The sequence below is a fragment of the Leucobacter luti genome, from assembly GCF_019464495.1.
GTDB classification, from domain to species: Bacteria; Actinomycetota; Actinomycetes; order Actinomycetales; family Microbacteriaceae; genus Leucobacter; species Leucobacter luti_A.
This window is the reverse complement of the sequence record NZ_CP080492.1, coordinates 1181751-1201451: the sequence shown is the minus strand read 5'-3', so window position 1 is coordinate 1201451 and position 19701 is coordinate 1181751. Positions and strand designations below refer to the sequence as shown.

Annotated in this window: 11 protein-coding genes; 7 read left to right on the top strand and 4 right to left on the bottom strand. The window is 65.2% G+C overall.

What is annotated here, in order from left to right; translation table 11 throughout:
* Positions 1–5 precede the first annotated feature (5 nt).
* On the bottom strand, positions 6–1658 hold the full coding sequence (locus tag K1X41_RS05475) for a SulP family inorganic anion transporter (RefSeq protein ID WP_220175511.1): 1653 nt from the start codon (positions 1656–1658) through the stop codon (positions 6–8).
* Between the two features lie 203 nt (positions 1659–1861).
* Between K1X41_RS05475 and K1X41_RS05470 the strand changes: the two genes are divergently transcribed.
* From K1X41_RS05470 to K1X41_RS05455, 4 genes are all read left to right on the top strand, one after another.
* Positions 1862–2827 (top strand): pseudouridine synthase, encoded by a 966-nt coding sequence (locus K1X41_RS05470; RefSeq protein ID WP_220175510.1) that lies wholly within the window; start codon positions 1862–1864, stop codon positions 2825–2827.
* 220 nt (positions 2828–3047) lie between these two features.
* A complete protein-coding gene (locus K1X41_RS05465; RefSeq protein ID WP_220175509.1) occupies positions 3048–4532 on the top strand; it encodes a DUF3375 domain-containing protein in 1485 nt (494 codons plus the stop codon).
* A complete protein-coding gene (locus K1X41_RS05460; protein WP_220175508.1) occupies positions 4525–5406 on the top strand; it encodes a DUF4194 domain-containing protein in 882 nt (293 codons plus the stop codon). Before K1X41_RS05465 ends, K1X41_RS05460 begins: the two co-directional genes overlap by 8 nt.
* On the top strand, positions 5403–8750 hold the full coding sequence (locus K1X41_RS05455) for an ATP-binding protein (RefSeq protein WP_220175507.1): 3348 nt from the start codon (positions 5403–5405) through the stop codon (positions 8748–8750). The genes K1X41_RS05460 and K1X41_RS05455 overlap by 4 nt, the downstream gene beginning before the upstream one ends.
* A gap of 140 nt (positions 8751–8890) precedes the next feature.
* Here the strand turns inward: K1X41_RS05455 and K1X41_RS05450 are convergent, their stop codons facing one another.
* From K1X41_RS05450 to K1X41_RS05440, 3 genes are read right to left on the bottom strand one after another with little or no spacing between them, the layout of a single operon-like run.
* Positions 8891–9541, bottom strand: a complete 651-nt coding sequence (locus tag K1X41_RS05450) for a TetR/AcrR family transcriptional regulator (RefSeq protein WP_243642871.1) — start codon at positions 9539–9541, stop codon at positions 8891–8893.
* 14 nt (positions 9542–9555) lie between these two features.
* Positions 9556–11742: a YhgE/Pip domain-containing protein gene (locus K1X41_RS05445; protein WP_220175506.1), complete on the bottom strand. Its 2187-nt coding sequence runs from the start codon at positions 11740–11742 to the stop codon at positions 9556–9558.
* Positions 11739–14687 (bottom strand): YhgE/Pip domain-containing protein, encoded by a 2949-nt coding sequence (locus K1X41_RS05440; RefSeq protein WP_220175505.1) that lies wholly within the window; start codon positions 14685–14687, stop codon positions 11739–11741. Before K1X41_RS05440 ends, K1X41_RS05445 begins: the two co-directional genes overlap by 4 nt.
* 220 nt (positions 14688–14907) lie before the next feature.
* Here K1X41_RS05440 and K1X41_RS05435 point away from each other — a divergent pair, with 220 nt between their 5' ends.
* The 3 genes from K1X41_RS05435 (at position 14908) to K1X41_RS05425 (ending at position 19594) form a co-directional block, all read left to right on the top strand.
* A complete protein-coding gene (locus K1X41_RS05435) occupies positions 14908–15357 on the top strand; it encodes a cupin domain-containing protein (protein WP_220175504.1) in 450 nt (149 codons plus the stop codon).
* Between the two features lie 71 nt (positions 15358–15428).
* Complete coding sequence (locus K1X41_RS05430) at positions 15429–15713, top strand: hypothetical protein (RefSeq protein WP_132204249.1); 285 nt, start codon at positions 15429–15431, stop codon at positions 15711–15713.
* 236 nt (positions 15714–15949) lie between these two features.
* A complete protein-coding gene (locus K1X41_RS05425) occupies positions 15950–19594 on the top strand; it encodes a DUF11 domain-containing protein (protein WP_220175503.1) in 3645 nt (1214 codons plus the stop codon).
* Positions 19595–19701 lie beyond the last annotated feature (107 nt).

Below are 19701 nucleotides of genomic sequence, written 5' to 3'. Positions count from 1 at the left end.
GCAGGCTACAAGCGGGGCCGAAACGCTGCGACGGCGGCTCGATTCGTGTCGAACACGATGTCCGTGGGCTGCACGATCTCGAAGTGCTCGAGGCGGCCGCGTGCCCCTGGCCGCACGCGGCTGAACGCGAGCGAGATTCCCGCGCGTTCGAGCCACTCGCGGAGCCCCGCGAACGCCTCGGCACCGGTAACATCGACATCGGTGACAGCCTCCATATCGATCACGAGGTGGCGTACAGAGGAAGCTCCGCCCACACGGGTGATCGCTACTTTCACGGCTCGCACGAAGACCGCACCGTTCGCGAAGAACAGCGGCGCGGCCATGCGCACCACGATCGTCCCGTCTGCGGTCATGTGGCCGGTCGGCGCATCCTCCAGGAGTGAGTCCGCCGGGTTGTCATCTTGCGCGAGCACATCGATCGCCGGCTGCGCTGCCCGCCGCGCCAGATTGATCAGAGCCAGCACAAATGCGACGAGGATCCCGGCGATTGCCCCGACCAGCAGCGTCACCGCAAAGCAGGTGGCCCCGATCCAGAACTCGAAGCGGGAGAGCCGCCACAGGCCGCGGAACTCCCGGAGCCCGAGCAGCGGCAGGACCGCAACAGCCACGATGGCGCCGATCGCTGGTGACGGGATCTCAGCGAGTAGGCCAGTGCCGAACAGCAGCAGGGCGAGCGTGCCGATCGCCAGTACCAGCGAGGGGAGCTGCGTGCGAGATCCGAGCTGATCCATGGCCGCGGTGCGACTGGTGGAGGCACCCATCGCAAAGGATCCGCTGGCGCCAGCCGCGACGCTCGCAGCGCCGAGCGCGAGGAGATCTCGGTTGGGCCGCGTGGGGTACCCGCGTTTCTCACCGTATGAACGCGCGACCAAGAGCCCCTCCGCAGACGCAACCATCGTGAGAGCAAGCGCCGAAGGGACGAGCGCGAGCCACTGCGCCCAGTCGAGCATCGGCCAGGTCAGCACGGGTGGGCCAGCGGGGATCTCCCCGAGCACGGTCACACCTGCCGCTCCCGCGTCGGTGAGCGCGACCACGACCGTGGTGGAGACCAGCGCGACGAGCGCCCACGGGACAGCGGGAGCGAGCTGACGACCGGCGAGCAGGAGGGTGACGGCTGCTGCAGCGATGAGGGCTGACCAGGGGTTCGTCGCACCGATCCCCGAGACGAGCCCCGTGAGTTTGTCGAGAAACTCGGTCCCAGGATCGAGATGCACCCCCAGCATTTTGGACACCTGTGACACCAGGATGTCGAGTGAGAGGCCGCCGACGAAGCCGATCAGAATGGGTTTGGAAAGAAAATCGGCGAGGAACCCGAGTTTGAATACCGACATCAGAAGGAAGACGCCGCCGCAGATGATGGCCTGTGCCAGTGCCATGGTCGCGTATCCTTGCGATCCGGCAGCGGCGAGCCCCCCAATCGAAGACGCAACGAGCGAGGCCGCTGCGGCGTCGGGCGATACGACGAGCTGCCGCGAGGAGGAGGCGATCGCCCAGACCAGCGTCGGCACCACGAGCGCGTACAGGCCCGCCGTAGCGGGGAGCCCAGCAATCTGCGCATAGCCGATGTTCAGCGGGACCGCAATGGCGATCAGCGTGACGCCAGCAAGTACCTCGCGACCGAGGTTCCGGCGCTCTAGGCCAGGCAGAAGTGCGTTCATGTGTTGCAATGGTGGCGCGAGACCGGGGGACTCGGGGCGAGCCTCATCCTCTGCGGATGAGGCGGAGCTGGGGGTTCGCGTGGTGGGCCGTGTGGTTTCAGCGGGGGAGGCGGCGTCAGCGAGACTGATTCAGTGCTGCGCTCCTGCATAGAGCCCTGCTCGGCTGCACGGCGCTGCGGACGAGTGCGAGGTAGGCTCGTCGAATGCCTCCCCGTTCTCCGCTTCCCCCGCGACTGGGGCTCGACGCCGCGTGGCTGTGCACTGAGGACAAAGACGGTGGGGCGCCCCGGCCCTGGCCGCTGATGCGAGACTGGCTCGTCCATCGTGTCGGTGCCCACATCGACGTTGACGCGTTCATCGCTGAGGGGCGTTTCGTTACCGAGTCTGGGGCGCCAGTCCGCGCGAGCGATCCCTACGCACCTCACACGTTCGTGTGGTTCCACCGCGAACTCCGGGAGGAGGCCGCAGTGCCGGGCGAGGTGCGCGTCATCGCCCGCGACGAGCGGATCGTGGTCCTGGACAAGCCTCCGTTCCTCGCCTCGATTCCGCGTGGCAGACACGTGAGTGAGAGCGTCGTGGTGCGCATGCGTCACGAACTCGGGCTGCCAGAACTCACGCCGATGCATCGGCTGGACCGCATCACCTCCGGACTGCTCCTCATGGCGACCGAGCGACGCTGGCGCGGTGCCTACCAGTCAATGTTTATGCGCGGAGAGGTGACAAAGACCTACCACGCAGTTGCCGCGATCCGGGAAGACCTCGCGTTGCCCGTGACCGTGCGAAATCACCTGACCAAAACTCGCGGCGTGTGGCAGGCCGCGGTGGATCCAGACGCAGCTCCCAACTCTGAATCGTTCATTGAGCTGGAGCGAGAGCTGAATCCAGCAGAAGAAGCGGTGCTGGGCGAGGGGCCGCGGCGAGGGATCTATCGACTCACTCCGCGCACCGGAAAGACGCATCAGCTGCGCATGCACCTGTGGGGTCTCGGGATTCCGATCGAGGGGGATCCGCTCTATCCGACAGTGCTGGACGCCCCCGTTGACGATTTCAGTACTCCATTGCAGCTGCTCGCTAGTGGGCTGCGCTTCACGGATCCCGTCGACGGCACTGCGCGAACGTTCGCGAGCACGCGCGAGCTGCCCGTGCAAGGAACCTCGCACACTACCTGACCAAAGATTCATCGGTGTCCCAGGCAGTGGACAGAGATCGTAGCCTCGGCGACTGCTTCATTCCGTTTCGAGGGAGAACCGACTACATGGCCGGCGTCAGTTCGCTGACCTCGGTTCGGCGGCGAGAGACGACTGTCAGCTTCGGCGCGACCGAGGGTGTCTCGAATCAGACTCGGGTCACGCGCAGATCCGGGCATCCCGCCGACGGTATTCTTGATTGGTGACAAGCTCCAGAGCTGAGGCCGCGTATCAGCGCGCGGTGGCAGCGTTCAAGAACCCAACGCTCGACCTGCTCCACGGCAGGTACGCGCCATTCGTCGTATCGGTGCTCACGATCATGTTCTCCGCTGAGCGGCCGACAGTTCCGATCTCAGACGCCCACATCGAAGTGGGGAATTTCGTCGATGAGCTCCGCTCTGCGGGCTACGACCGTGACGACCGCACACTGCCGAATGGCTCGGGGCGAGACATCTGCCGGTACTGGGCGCGAGTCGGCTGGCTGGTGCCGCAGATCCAGGATGGCGTCGAGCTGTATCGACTCTCCGCGCAGGCGGTGGGGGCCCTCGACATTGCCGGCCGCGCGGGTGGCGGCCGCGCGAAAGTCTCGCGCTCGCGCGTGCGTACTCTGCTTGAGTCCGTTGAACAGCTCACACAGAGCGCCGAAACGGATCCAGCGAAGCGCCTCGCAAGACTCCGCGAAGAACGCAACACGCTTTCCGTGGAGATCGCCCAGATCGAGGGCAACGACGGATCATTCGACCCAATCGACGATGACCAGCTCCTCGAAGACACCGAGAATGTGTTGCACCTCTCCCGCGAGCTCCCGGCTGACTTTGTGCGGGTTGCCGAGTCGATCAACGCCATGCAGCGCGATGTCATCGCAGAGCTGCGACGTGATGAACGCCCAGCGGGCGAGGTGCTCCGTGAGTATCTGCACCGTGGTGAACACGTGATGGACGCGACGCCAGAGGGTCGTGCGTTCTCCGGTGCGCTGAAACTGATTGGTGATCCGGAACACATCGATCACCTCACCGAACAGCTGCAGTCTCTCCTCGGACTCCCATTTGCCCGCCTCATGTCGGCGGAGCAGCGCGGTGAGCTTCGTGCCATCGCGAAGCGGGTGGAGCAGGGCGTACAGGAGGTCTTGAACGCGCAGCGTCGGGCCTCGCATGTCATCACCACGCAGGTACGCACACACGATCCGATCAGGGATCGCGAAGTCGATGAGCTGCTCCGAAGTGTCATGTCCGGGCTGCAGGCCTGGGTTCCGGAGTCGAAAGCCAGCGACCGCGTGACTCCGCTGCGCAGCTTTCCCACCGCGAAGATTCGACATCTGCGCCAAACGCTCAGCGATCCTCGCCCGCCCAAAGTGCCGGCGCCGCTGCACGATTTCGCGGATCAGGCCAAGTTCGCGGACGCCGACACTCGCGCATGGGGCGGCCCCAACTATCAGGAGCTCGAAGCCTACGTTGCTGGACTCGACGGGGAACGCTACGACCTTGGCACCGCTTTTGCGGGCATCGCGAACGAGGACACCCGGAGGCCTGCGGATCTCCTCGGGTTGCTGGAGATTGCGCACCGATCCGGCCTCATCGATAGCGACGAAGTCTCGGTCGTTGAGGCCCTCCGCCCAGACGGCACCTCCCGTCGCTTCGCCTTTGGCGCGGTCACCGCGCGCACACTGAAAGCAGAACCGAATGAGTGAACAGCTTGCATCCTCGGAGCCGATCGACGCGGGTCCCGGAACGGAACAGGGCGCGGAACCCGGCCGTGAGCAGAACACGGGACCCGGCAGTGAGCCCTTTATTGCGACCGTCGCGATGGAGGAAGACCCCGAAGAGTTCTTCGCGGGGGATCGTGGCGTGCTCGATCCTGAGGTTCGTCGTGTGCTCGCGCGCCTGCTCCAGCGGCGCGCGATCTTCGCAGATCGGCACGCCGATGATTGGTCGGTGCTGATGGAAAACCAGCAGGTGATCGAGTCGCGCCTCCACGACCTCTTCATCAGGCTGATCGTTGATCCCGAGCGCGGGGTCGCCTATAAGCAGCAGGTCCGCTCAGAAGAGCTCGAGGTGCCCGTGTTGCTGCGGGACGAGTCCTACAACCGCTCCGAGACGCTTGTGCTCGTGTACTTGCGCACGGTCTATCAGCGCGAGTCGACAGCGGGGGAGCCCTCGGTGCGCATCGATGTCGAGGAGATCGAGCAGACCGTGCTCAGCTACTTCAGCGAGAGTGAGGGGAGCACCGCGGCGCGGCAGAAGACGATTCGCGCTGCGCTCGGCAGGCTCAAGCAGGAGGGCATCATCGAAGAGGAGTCTGAGAGCCGGTATCGGGTGACTCCGCTGGTTGAGATCGTCCTCAGCGCGGACCGGATGCGGGAACTGCAGAGCTGGCTCCGCGAGCAGGTGGCGCAGGGCACCAACCCGGCGCCAGGGTCAGCCGCATCGGACCTCAGTCAGGATCAGGGGCACAGCCAGGGGCTCGCACCGGGGCAGGATCAGACCCAGGAGCAAGCCCAGGATCAGGCCCAGGATCAGGAGTTCACCATCACCGAGCAGGACCGAGAGGGCTCCGCATCATGACCATGCTTGACACGCTCTTTGGCCTCATCCCGGCCGCCTCGCGGGGGCAGCAGTGGGTTGCGGACGAACTCCAGCTTGTGAATTGGGGTGGCTACGACGGGGCCCACCGCGTTCGGTTCTCGCCTCAGGCGACGCTGCTCTGCGGCGGGTCCGGGTCCGGAAAATCGACACTCATGGACGCCTACATCGCACTCATGATGCCGCACACGACCCCCTTCAACGGAGCGTCGAACGGAGGGGTGACCGGACGTTCGCGTGGCGACGAGCAGCGCAACATCCTGTCCTACGGCCGCGGCAAGCTCGACGAATCGCGCACCGATGAGGGCACGCGCGTGCGGGTGCTGCGCGGGGACGGGGAGGACACCTGGACGGCGATCGCCATGACCTGGACGGACCACGATGGCTCGCAGTTCACGGCGGTGCGTGCCTGGTATATCCCGGCTGCTGCTCGCGTGATCGAAGACACCGTGCGCGTGCGCGCCACGATCGATGGCCCATTCAGCCTGGGCCAGCTTGAGGCCGCTGCCGGCCAGCGCCTCACCGACGCAGCAGTGCGCGCCGCCGGCCTGGAGTCGTTCACCACGGACCGTGAGTTCTCCGCCAAAATGCACTCGGTGCTGGGGATCGGGGCCGCTGGCGCAGGGTCGAAAGCGATGAGCTTGCTCGCCCGGATCCAGGCCGGCCAACAGATCACGACTGTCGACGAGCTCTACAAACGGATGGTGCTTGAGGAGCCCGACACGCTTTCCACCGCCGACGCTGTGGTGGAACACTTCGATGAACTCGAGACCACACGTATGCGGATGGTCACGGCGCAGCGCCAGGTGCGAGCGCTGCGCCCGATTCGGGAGTTGCGCGGCCGGATCGAGGCTGCGGCGGACCAGCTCCGCCTGATTGATGAGATCGGGAGGTTCTCTGATCCGGAGTCGCTGTCTGCGCTGTGGCGCACGGACCGACGGCTTGCGCTCTTGCGCGAGGTGGAGACCGAGCTGCAACAGGACAAGGCTCGCGCCGATGCTGAGGTGCGCACACAGCAAGCGCTCGCGTCCGCAGCGGAGGCCGAGCGTGACGGACTGATCGAGGTGCTGCGCAATTCAGGAGGGGATCGGGTGGAGCGCGCGGAGCGCGACCTGTCGATCGTGGAGAAACGGCTCGAAACCGTGCAGGAGGCGAGGCGTCGCTTTGACGCCGCGGCCGCTGAGCTGTTGGAGGACGCGACCACGGAGCGCGCGTTCCAGGCGCTCGCCGCCCGAGCTCGTGAAGCACTCACCGATCCAGCCGCCAAGGCCACCGCGCGCGACGCCTACGCTGACGCGCGCGGCGCGACAAGCGCGCTGCGTGCCGAGCTGAGCAGCCTCCAGTCCGAGGTGCGTCTCACTGAGGGTCTGCGCGGCAATATCCCGAGCGCCCTGCACGAGTCGCGGGAGTTGCTGGCACAGGCGGCTGGGCTCCCGGTGGAAGAGCTGCCGTTTGTTGGAGAGCTGGTGGAGGTCCGCACCGAGTTCGAGCCGTGGCGGGAAGCGTTCAACCTCGCGCTCGGCGGATTCGCGACGACGCTGCTGATCGACGCAGCCCACCTGCCGCAGTTCCGCGCAGCGATCAACGAGATCCGCACGCCCACGCGGCTGCGCTACGAGGGCGTCCACACGGGCCGGGAGCGGCACGCACGGCCGGATCCGCAGCAGCTGCCCGGCCGGCTCGACTACCGCGAGTCGCCGTTCACCGGATGGCTGACCGACCGGCTCGAGGAGCAGTTCGGGTTCGTCTGCGTTGAGAGCGCCGAGGCACTCTCTCAGCACCGGATGGCGCTGAGTATCACGGGTCAGATGTCGCAGGGGGCCAGGGGTGCGCACGGCGGACACGGGCGGAAGAACGTGCTCGGGTTCTCGAACCAGCGGCGCCTCACGGATCTCGCGGAGCAGATCGAAGCGCTTGAACACGAAGTTGAGGCCGCCGCTGCGGCCGAGCAGACCGCGGCCGCTGCGCTCGACGCGCTGGATGCCAGGCACGCGGCCTACGCAAAGATCAGCGAGCTGAGCTGGGACCAGATCGATGTTGGCTCGCTGGAGCAGCAGCGTGACAACTGGACGAAGATCGTCGGCGAGTTGATCACTGGGAGCCCGGAGATTGAGACGCTCACGAAGCAGATTGCTGGTCTGAAGCAGAAGATTGAGCTCCTGCAGCGGCTGGTTGGCCGCGCCGAGGAGCAGCAGGAGCACATCGCGGAGCGCTGGGCACGCATTACCGACGAAGTCGATGATGCGCAGCAAGCAATCGACGATGCTGAGCGCGCCGGACGCGAGCTCGCACCTCACCACATCGCCTACCTCGATGAGCGCTTCGATACGCCGGTGACCGCACGCGAGCGCAGCAGGGCGGAGACTCTGGCGAGCTTTGACGCGGCGCTCCACACCGCGTCGAAGCTGCTGCTCGACGATCAGGCCACCGCACAGGACACCCTGGAGCAGCAGCGTGACCACCTGCGGCGCGCGCTCGAGAGCTTCCTTGAGAGCTGGCCGAATCCGAACCTGCGCGCCGATCCGGATTCCTCACTGAAGGACTTCGAGCGGATCCTCGCGGAGCTCGAAACGAGCGGGCTGCACGAGCTGGAGACCGAGTGGAAGCACAGCCTGCTGAAGCTCTCCGGCAACGACCTCACGAACCTCGACTCGACGCTCAGCAGATCGCTGCGAGAGATCCGTGAGCGGATCGAGCCGATCAACGGGATCATGCAGGATCTGCCGTTCTATGACGATGAACACCGGCTGCAGATCACTCCGCGTGAAAACCAGTCAGAGGCCCGCCGCCGCTTCCGCAGTGAGCTGCGGGAGGTGCGCGGCCTGATCAGCGGCGCACAAACGGATCAGGATCGCGAGCAGGCGTACGAGCGGATGAAGAAGTTCATCAACAGGATCCGGCGCACGGCTCCCGATTTCGCCGAGCTTGTCGACGTGCGCAACCACGTCCGCGTGAGCGCGGAGAAGGTGCACGCTGAAACGAAGCAGCACGCCGCGCTTTACGATCACATCGGCGAGAAGTCGGGCGGTGAGTCGCAGGAGCTGATTGCGTTCATCGTGGGCGCGGCGCTGCGCTACCAGCTGGGCGACGCCGATGCGGAGCGCCCGCGCTACGCTCCGGTGTTCCTCGACGAGGCGCTGATCAAGGCGGACGCCCATTTCACCAAGCGGGCGATCGGCGCGTGGCGCGGCCTCGGATTCCAACTCGTGATCGGCGCCCCGAACGACAAGTACAGTGCGATCGAACCGCATGTCGACGTGGAATACGACATCCTCAAAGACACAAGCGGTCGTTCATGGGCGAAGCCGAAAGTGGGAGTCGCGTAGATCAGAGCTGCGGGGCTGCTCCTGAACGTGGTGCGGGCGGTGCGTCGCCGAAACGGCAGCGACGGGGGTATGCGGTGCGGCGGCGGTGCGGTGAACCCAACAGATCGCCTTCGCCGCGCGTGCCTTCCCGCTACTTTCCGCTACTCCCCGTCGAAGATCTCCGGGTGCGCGGCAAGCAGTGCTTCCTGCTCTCGCCAGGAGAGGCCCGCGATGCTGAGCACCACGTTGACCGCCGTTGCGACAGTGGTGGCGCCGATGACACGCCGCTCGCGCAGGGTCGCGCGGGCAGTCTCTTCGATCAGGAAGGCCAGCAGTTCGGGCGTCATATCAGCGCGGAACGCTCCGGACCCGACACCGGTCTGCGTCAGCTCCGTGAGTCGTCTCCGCAGTGGTTCAAGCGCCTGAGCCGTCTCCGCCTGGTACGCATCGTCGGCTGCGATGTTCGCCGACGCACGCACCGCCGTCGCCTCGCGCCACAACCTGGCCGCGAGGTGCGCGAGAGAGACCCGCGGATCATCGTCGACTGTGGCTTCCGAGATCGCGCTGAACTGGCTGGCGCCCACGGCGATCACTTCGCGCAGCAGCGCGTCCCGATCCGGGAAATGCCCGTACAGCGCGCGCCGTGAGAGCCCGGCGGCCTGCGCCACCGTGTCCAGCGACGCATTGGGGTAGTCGGCCAACGTCGCCTGCGCCGCGCGCAGCAGTGCCGACCGATTCTGCGCGGCGTCGCGTCGCTGCGCTCCGCCACCGCCGTGTGTGGCCGCTGGTCCATTGCCGATCTGAGCTGACACTGGTGACTCTCCCACTACATCAACTTCGTGGACTCGAGAGCCTCGCTGAGACCTCGGTTGAAGGAAATCATCGGTCGCCGCAGCACGATCCCGAGGAGCAGCGCCGGGAGCACGAACAGCGCAAGCGTGCCGAGTGCGATCCAGAAATCACCAGCGTAAATGCCTGCGACCGCGGCGCGGAGCGCCTCGATAGCGTACGTCGCGGGAAGGAATGGGCTGATGTTCTGGAACCACGCGGGCAGCAGCTGGAGCGGGTATGCTCCGCCGGATCCGGAAATCTGAATCACGAGCAAGAGCACCGCGAGCGCCTTGCCAGCATTCCCGAACGCCACGACAAACGTGTAGATGATGAGGGTGAACACCAATGAGATCACCCACCCTGCAAGCACGAGCAGCAGCGGATGCGCCGGCTGGATCTGAACGAATAGGATCAGGCCGAGCGTCAGCAGGGTGCTTTGAGCGAGCCCGACGAGCGCGAAGATCCCGTACCGGCCGAGGTATTTTTGTGTCGGCGTGAGCTCCGGCCGATCGGGGAGCGTCTGCTGATTGACATCGACACGGATCGTTACGGTCATGAGCAGCGCGCCAACCCACAGCGCGAGCACTGTGTACAGCGGAGCCATCCCAACGCCGAAGCTCGTCACCGGGAACACCGCGGTGCGGTCTACGCGAATCGGCTCGGCCAGCGAGGTCGCGAGCACACTGGGATCCGATCCGATGATCTCCGAGAGCTCGCTCAAGTCGCCGGTATCAGCCGCCTTCGCCAGCACTCCCTGCAGATCGCTGAACTTGTCTGCGGCGTCTGTCAGCGACTTGGACAGCTTCTGGGTAGCCTCCCGCGCGGTGTCCAGCCCAGAGATGACGGACCCGCCAGATCCTGACAGCCGTTCCTTGGCCGCCGCCAGATCAGCGCGGATCGAATCGACATCGGTGCCGATGGTTGCGAGCGTGGCCGCGAGCCGGTCGAGCTGCGGCTTGAGCCCGTCCGTGTAGGCGCCCTGCGCCTCGGTCACCGCCGCCTTTGCCTCAGCGATCGACGCCGCAATGGCCTCGCGTGACTGCTGTGCGGAGGCGTTGCCGTCGACGATGTCCTGCGCGGACTGTGTGAGTCGATCCCGCACTGATTCCTGCTTCGCGATCGAATCATCGAGTTTGGCAAGCACTCGGGACAGCGCCGCTTGACCGGACTCGGGCAGTCCGGGGCCCACTTCGGTTTCGAGCTTTGTGCGCAGCGCAGTCGTCTGGTCGATCTGCTGCTGGACAGAGTCCGCGAGTGTGGTGAGGAGCTGCGCCTGGCTCGCGCTCGTCTGATCCGCGTTCGCGAGAAGTTCGTCAACTCTCGTTCCCACGACGTCGTAGCTGCCGGCGGTTGCAGCGAGCGCGTTCGACAGTGCTTCTGTGGCGCCGTGCAATGCCGACTTCAGGTCGTCGGCAGCGGCAACGCCCCCTCCCACCGCGTGAGAGGTGTCGCTGAAAGCGCTCCCCGCTGTGGTGGTCAGCGCCTCGGCACCCTGCACGAGCGGGATGCTCGAATCGAGCAGTGTGGTGAGGGTGTCTGCGGTGCGCGCGCCAGAGCGCAGCTGCGTGCCGATACTGCCAACGCGGGCTTCGATCCGCGTCAACGCGGCCTGTGTGTCTGCATCGCCCAAGTAGTCAGAGACTGAGGTGATGAGGCCGAGCGCCACGTCGCCCAGCGTCACGGTGAAGGCCTCGCTGATTTGCGAGGAGACTCCCTCTGCGCCCTGATCGGTGATCTTGGGGGCGAGGGCGTTCTTCTTCTGGTTCGTGAAGTAGTCGATGCTGGTGCGCTCGGCGCCGTCGGCGTAGAAGGTCATCATGTCCGTGCTGAATGATGGGGGCAGCACGATCGCCGCATAGTATGCACCTGATTTGGTGCCGTCGATCGCGTCTTCTTTCGACGTGATCACCCAGTCCAGATCATCGTTTGCGCGCAGCTTGGAGAGCACCTGGTCGCCGACGTTGATCCGGATCGGCATGAGGTCGCTCTCGTACCCGGTGTCGGTGCTTGCGACGGCGACCTTCAAGTTGCTCGTATTCGCAAACGGATCCCAGCTCGCGATCACGTTGAACCAGGTGAACAGTGACGGAATGATGACGAGACCGAAGAGCACGATCGACGCCATCACGTTGCGGGTCGCGTGCCGCACATCGCGGCGGGTGAGGTCGAGGATGTTTCTCATGCGCGCTGCCCTCCGTTCGTGGTGTCGGTGTCGGTGTCGGTGTCTCGCGCGGTATCGAGCCGCGTCGTGTCAGTCGTGTCAGGGTCCTCAGTCGTGCCAGGGTCCTCAGCAGTGTCAGGATCCGGAACCGGATCGGGGTCTGGATCGGCGCCCGCCGAGGGCGAGGGGTCTCCGAACCAATCGCTCATCACTTCATCAATCGAGTCGGGCTCTGCGGGCGTCGTGATTTCACCCTGAGCGGATGCGTCTCTGGCTCGTGGGAGCACGGCGGTGGCCGTCGCCACACCGCTGAGCGTGGCGTTCGCACCCGAGTCGCGAGACCTCGCCCGCTCGCCAGGCTCACCAGTTCCGTTCGCGCCGGCAGTGCCATCAGTGCCGGCAGCGCCATCAGCGCCAAGCATCGTGTGCAGCCCGTCGCCCTCGGTGAGCATGGCGTCTCGCAGATCCGAGTCGTTCAGCTCGGCCACCTTCTGCGCGTTCGCGAAGCTCTGCTTGATGTATTCGATGACCACGAGGAAGCCCATGATGAGCAAGCACCATGCCACCCAGACGCCGAGCAGGGGTGCTTTCCCGCCGGGGAGCGCCCAGGCGATGATCGCGAGGACGACCAAGCCGACTCCTCCCACGAGCAGGGTGCCGCGGAGCAGGGCGGGGTAGTGCTGGGTGAACGGGCGGGAACGTCGTGCGAGGTCGTCCCGGTACTCGTGCCGGTTCTGCATGGCGTGGATCACGTCGGTCAGACGGTACCCGGATCCCACCACCTGCACCTTTTCGCCAATCATGAGGTCTGTCGACGCGATCTCTCGGTTGAACAACAGGTTGAAGTTGGCGAGCCTGCGGCGCAGCACGAGGCCGAGCACGAACGACAGGACCATCATGAGCGTCAGAACGCCCATGTACTTCCAATAGTGCCCGCCGTAAAAGCCGGCAATGGTTTCGCGCATTGCGTCGATGCCGTAGGAGAACGGGAGCAGCGGGTAGATCGCGCGGAAGAAGCCGGGCATGAGTTCGATCGGATAGAGCCCGGAGGCACCCGGAATCTGCATGATCACGAGGAGCACACACAGTCCGCGCCCGATATGCCCGAACGCCACGCAGAGTGCGTAGATGATACTCACATAGACGAGCGCGGTGAAGATTCCAGTGCCCACGTAGACGAACGGGTTGACGGTTTGCACCCCGATGATGAGGTTGCCGCTGCACACGATGAGGGCCTGCAGCATGGCCAGCGTGCCGAGCAGATAGAAGCGTCCGAGGTAGGCCTGGCGCACGGTGACGTTCTTGAATCCTTCGGTATCCACCTCGATCTTGAAGATCACCATGAGCACGAATGCGCCGATCCAGAGCGACAGGTTTGTGAACAGCGCTGCCATGGCTGATCCGTAGGAGGTGATGGGGAACACGACCTGCTCTTGCACGGTGACGGGAGCGGACACGAACTGAGCAATCTGATCCGGATCAAGCCCCGTGAGTGTGCTCAGCGCGTTCCATTCTGAGGCAGCGCCAAGCGCCAGCACATCCGCCTTTGCAGACTTCACTCCTCCGGAGATCCCACCGAGGTCAGCTTCAAAACTCTCGAGCGCTGTCGCGGTAGATCCGAGCTGCTCATCGATGCCGCCGAGCAGTGTGTCAGCCTCCGCAAGTACGGTTTGCTGAGATCCGATCGCTGACGCGAACTGGCCGGCACTCGCCGAAAGCTGTGACATGGCCGCATTGACCGCGGGCACTGTCTCGGTGATGACGGTGCGGAGTTGCGTTGCGGCACCACGCGTGTCCTGCGTCGCCTGTGTCAGGGCGTCGGACGCGTCCCGCACAGACTGCACCGCGGCGGCCGCGCTGGAGTTGAGATCGGAAAGCTGCGTGAGCACAGCTTGGTGCTGCGTGTTCTGGGCCTCAAGTGTGTTGAGTACGTCGGTGAGTTGCTGGGCGGTCGCGGGGTCGAGGCTGGAATCGGCGAGCAACTCGCGCAGTTGGGTGATCGAGGCCTCGTTTGATTCCACGACGGCGGTGACCGCCGTGATGGAGGAGCTGATCCGTGCCCCAGCCTGGTCGAGCCCCTGTGTCAGCTCGGTGATTGATACGTGCGCCGAAGCTGCCGCGTCGGACAGCAGCGTGGTGCCTTTGAGGTAGGCGGAAGTTGCAGCGTCGCTGAATGTGACGACTTGCTGCTGCGTTTCCAGGATGATGCCCTGTGCTTCCGTCACCGCCGTCTGCACATCGCTGAGTGTCGTGTCAACGCTCCTCAACGTGTCTCGCGCTGATGCGAGTTCGGTGCGCGACGAGGCGATGCCGTCCTGCAGCTCTGCGATATTGCTGCGCGAGGCGTCGAGGCTCTGTGCGGTCTTGTCGAACACGTTGAGCGTGTTGCTGCGTGCGTTGAGCAGGCGCAGCTCCGCCGAGTCTCCGGCGTCGGTGACGGCTTCGGTTGCGGCGTGCGCGACTTGCTCCTTGAACGCAGACGTGATCTGTTTGTCGAGCTGTGACGCGCCAACATCCGTGATCTTCGGAGCGATCGCACTGGCCTTTTCGTTCACGAAGTACTGCAGAGCGGGCTGCGTGAATGTTCCGGTGGTCATGCTCAACAGGTCTGCGCTGAAATCCGCAGGAATCACAATTGAGGCGTAGGCATCACCGCGCTTGACGGCCTGCATCGCGTCGGCTTTGTCCATGAACTCCCAGCCGAGCTGGTCATTGTCTCGGAGTTGCTCGACGACTTCCTCACCAATGTTCACCGGCCCGGTGAGCTCTGAATCCGCGCCCTCGTCGAGGTTCGCCACCGCAATGGTGATGTTCGAGGTATTGGCGTATGGATCCCAGAACGCATTGATGTTGAACCACGCGTAGAGGGCTGGTGTGATCAGAATGCCGATGACAATGACCCACGTTTTGCGTACGCGAAGAATGCGGGTGACGTCCCGTTTGAAAATCTGCCAGCTCTGTCTCACAGGAGAAGCTTACGCGCTAACTTGCACACGTGTGTGCAAGTTTGCTCAGAAAAGTGACTGGGCGCAGATTCTTCCGGAGGAAAAGCGCTGAGAGTGTGCCAAAAATCCCGTTATGTGGAATTTATGTTGGAAGATTCCAGAAATGGGTACATTCGGTGTCACCTCCCCATCGGTGTGCGAGGAGCTCGCTCACCGAGGGCCCACCTTGAAAGGACCCATCATGAGCGATTCACTTGATCCCCTCGGCCGCCCGTTCAAGCGGATCAGTGTGCAGCGCAAAGACGAGCTGCCCCTTGCTCCGGGACAGACGGCGAAAGCGAAGCGCTACTCCGGCGTCTCTGTCGAGAACACCGACGTGGTGGACCTCTGGTTCGGCCGCGTGCACACCGGCGTCGGAGAGCACTCGGATCCGCACCACCACGGGAAAGCCGAGACCGGTGGCTTCGTGTTGCAGGGCCGTGGCTACATTCGCTTTGGAGCACGCTACGAAGAGGTCATGTACTTCGAGCAGGGCGACTTCGTCTACGTGCCGCCATTTGTCCCTCACATCGAAGGCAATGCGAGCCGTTCACAGGAGCTGATCTGGCTCACCACCCGCAACCCGGACAATATCGTGGTGAACCTCGCCGACGAGGATGTTGTAGACCTCGAACTTGAATATACGGACTAGTTCTTCCATTTGTCCCGATCCGAGTATGGAATCTCCGCCCAGTTCCCCGATCCATTCGCTAGGATCGAGGCATGAGTGAGATGCAGCAGGCGGGAACCGGCGGTGTTGCCCTCTCGAAGGACGTGCTCGCGCCCAGCGTGCAGCGCATCGGGCGCCGCGACATCGAGATCACATTCCTCGGCACGAACGCGCAGGGGCTGCCGACCTGGATTATGTGGAACGCAGATGAACCGTACCTCATCGGCATGCTTTCGCAGGGCAAGATGGGATACCGCCTCGAGCAACGCACCAGCTCAGGAGCATACGTCCACGAGAATATTTCGCTGAGTCGCGTGCAGCGCGCCCTCGGCGGCTAACGCAGCCCGCAGACACAACAGCGGCCCACCCCATCGGGGTGGGCCGCTGTTGTGTGTGCACCAAAGCTACGTGTTTTTCCCGGATCCGTTCTGCTCCGCTGAAGATTACCGTGAGCCACATCCACGCGGGCGAAGAGGTCGTCTCAGGCATCGTCTGAGGGCTTCCTGCCCGGGGGATCGGGGATAGGACAACGCTGTGCTGCCCCGGAAGGATCCGGACAAAAGGTGGCAGTGCCATGACGAACCAGCGATCTCTCCAGACCAACTCGAACGCGCTTCAGTCTGGTCGCTGGCGCAGATTCCGTGGCGGCACGCTCCGCGGCAGCGCCGCGCTCGCCGTTGCCGCCGCCCTGCTGATCCCGAACCTCACCGCCCCCGCGTACGCCGCTGACGGTGACACTGCCCTGGTGGGAGCCGCAGCAGAAGCCGCAGCGCCTGCTCCACCTGAAGCCGCGCCAGCGCCCGTTCCTGAGCCCGCTCCGGTGGAGCCAGCTCCGGAACCCGTCGCCCAGCCAGAACCAGCCCCTGTGCCCGTTCCCGAACCGGTCGTGGTGCCTGAGCCAGCCCCGGTGGTCGTGCCAGAGCCGGCCCCGGAGCCCCAGCCGACACCGGTGGCGGAACCCGCGCCGGTCGAGCCTGCGCCGGTCGAGCCTGTCGCTGAGGCGCCAGCGGATCCGGAGCCGGCACCAGCGGCCCCTCCTGCCGCCACGAAACCGGCTGCCGCGCCAGCCGCTGCAGCGGCGAAGGAAGCCCCGAGTGCCGCTGCGAGCACGGCATCCACTGACACACGCGGGGGCAAGGACAAAGTCACGCTCTGTCACGCGACCTCCTCGACCAAGAACCCGTGGGTGCAGATCACGATTGCGCCTGACGGCTCCGCGAAGGGGCACGCCGGCTCGCACCATCAGTCGGGACGCGACATCATCCCGCCCTTCAGCTACACCGTGAACAAGGTGGTCACGCAGTTCCCCGGCCAGAACTGGGACGCCGCAGGCCAGGCGATCTACGCGAACGGGTGCACGCAGCCGCCGCAGGTGGATCCGGCACCGACCGTGACCCTGACTGTCGGAGCATGCGTCGCGAAGAGCACGTATCCTCCGGTGACGATCACTTTCGGTGGCCTCGTCGCAGGTCAGCCCTACGCCTACCGCGTGAACGGCGGCCAGCTCGTCAGCTTCACCGCAGGCTCCGCGACACAGGTTGAAACACTCAGCGCCGCTCCGGGGGCCTCGGTCACCGTGCAGGTCTGGGGCACCGGGACACGCGCCGCAACCGGAAAAGTGAGCGGATCGGTCGACGTCTCCAAGTGTGAGCAGCCACCTGAGCAGAAAGTGACGCTGTGTCACGCGACCAGCTCCGAATCAAACCCGTGGCAAGAACTCACGCTCCCTGTTGCCGGAGTGCTCAGTGGACACGCCGGAAGCGACCACCATGGTGGCGCCGACGTTATTCCACCGTTTACCTATGAGCAGGACGGTGCAACGCAACAATTCCCGGGCCAAAACTGGGACGAAGACGGGCAGCAACTGCTGCGCGACAACTGCTCCGGCACAATCCCCGAAGCCGATCCGCCACCGACGGTGAAACTCACTGTGGGTGAGTGCGTGGTCGATGCAGACGACACCGAGGTAACGGCGACGTTTGGCGACCTGGTCACGGGCCAGCCCTACAGCTACACCGTGAACGGGGGAACCGCGGTGACGTTTACCGCTGGATCCGGATCCGAAACGAAGACGCTCGGAGCCGCGCCAGGATCCTCGATCACCGTCGAACTCTGGGGGACCGGCCCGCGCGCCGAGCCAGGCACCGTAAGTGCGACCGCAGACGTGGGGACCTGTGAGGAACCACCGGACACCACGGTGACCTTCTGCCACGCGACAGAGTCCGAACAACACCCGTGGAATGAACTCACGCTCCCCGCTGCTGGGGTGCTGAACGGGCACGTTGGGGCTGACCACCACGACGGACGCGACGTGATCCCGCCCTTCGCATATGAGTCCGGCGGAGCAACGCTGCAGTTCGCCGGTCAGAACTGGGACGAAGACGGGCAGGCCCTGTTTGCGAACGGCTGTGAAGAGCCGCCGCCCACAGTGGATCCGCCGCCCACCATCTCGGTGACGCTCGGCGAGTGCCCGGTGCTCGGCGGATTCTCGCCGGTGACCGTACAACTCAGTGATCTCGTGGTGGGAGAGCCGTATCGGGTCGAACTCGACGGTGTAGCCGTGACGCAGACCTCGCCGATCGAGTTCACCGCGGACGCGACCACGAAGTCGATCTCGCTCAGCCCGACCGAGGAAGGCACGCTGCTCGTGTCCGTTCAGGGCACCGGCGCACACGCTGGCGACTCCGATGAGGCAACCGCAACCGTGGAGGAATGCCCTGCCCCCGAAGCGCCGACGCTGACGCTCTCGGTTGATCAATGCACCGCCTACGGTGAGCCGCTGCCGAATGAGCTCGTTGCAGTGCTGAGTGATCTCGTTGATGGGGTCGACTACACGGTGACGATCGCCGCAGCAGGCGGTGGTACACCGTACAGCACGCGCACCGTGCACGGCGGAGTGAGTGGGACCGCGGACGTGGACCTGGATCTCTCCGGAGCCGGCACGTACACGGTCACCGCGACCGTGGGTGAGCTGTCGGTGACCGAGGAGATCACCGTAGAGCCGTGCCCGGCAGGGGCATACGATCTGTCGCTCGTGAAGACCGCAACGGCGGGTGAAGAGGGAGTCGCCGAAGTGGGCGACACGATCCACTACTCGCTGGTGATCACGAACGCTGGCCCGGATGCCGCGCAAGACCCGGTGGTGACTGACACGCTGCCGACAGGGCTGACGCCGGTTGCCGGATCGGAATCCGCAGCGAGTGGCTGGGATGTTTCCTTCGCGGGGAACACGCTCACCGCCAGCTACAGCGGGGTATTCACCGGTGAGGCAACGATCTCCTTCGACGTGACGGTGACAGCGGCCCCGGCAAACGGTGAGCTGACCAACACGGCGTGTGTGGCGGCCTCCGGTCCGGCGTTCCCGCAAGCGGAGCGGAGAGTGAACCCTGAATCGGACCTCGTGGTGCTCCTCAACGGGGCTGAGGGGCCCGGTGATGAGGTTCCCGGCGAGGTGCCTGGTGAGAGTGACGGAGGTGACACGAACTCCGGCAATGACTGCGGATCCGCCACGACCACCGTTCGCGCGGTCGTCGTGACCGGCGGGGCCGTGTGCGTCAACGACACCCCGTGGTTCAACTTCGACATCACCCCGAGCGGGATCGGTGACACCGCTGACCTCCCCATCGTGATGATCTGGTGGACCGCTGAGGCGTACGCGAATCGCGACCCATCGATCCCAGCTGGAGACATTGCGGCGATCCTCGCAGACGGTGCATCGCAGGTGGACCCGATCGCGTACCCGGCCGGGTGGCAGAGCGGTGACGCGGTGACCGGGCAGATGCTGTGGCCAGGCGCCACAATCGATGCGGACGGCAACCCGACCGGATGGCCAGGCTGGACGCTGAAGAGCGACGGCACGTGGGTGCTCGACCCGAGTGCTCCGCACTACGACCTGCGAAGCCAGGCCGTAGTGGAGATCCGGATCAACCCGACCGCGAGTGAGACGACGGTGTACCCGCCGGCGACGCCCAACTGTGCGGCGCAGCCTCCGGTCACGCCGCCGGTGACGCCTCCGGTCACACCTCCTCCTGCGGCGGTGGTTCCTGGAGTGACACCGACAGTGGTGCCAGCGCCAGTCGCCGCGGCTCCGGCTCCGGCTCGTGCTGAACTGGCCCGGACAGGCGGGGATCCCAACCTCTTCGGAGGCGCTGGAATCGCCCTGGTGCTCCTGGGAGCGGCCGCTTGGACGCTGGCTCGCAAGCGCCACGAACGGGCATGACAGGCGGGCTCAGCGGCCTGCTGGCACACGCCCCGGTCCCCACGTCTCATCGCGTGCGGGGCCGGGGCGCTCCAGTGGGTGGGCTGGCTCGCCTCAGGGCGTGGGGC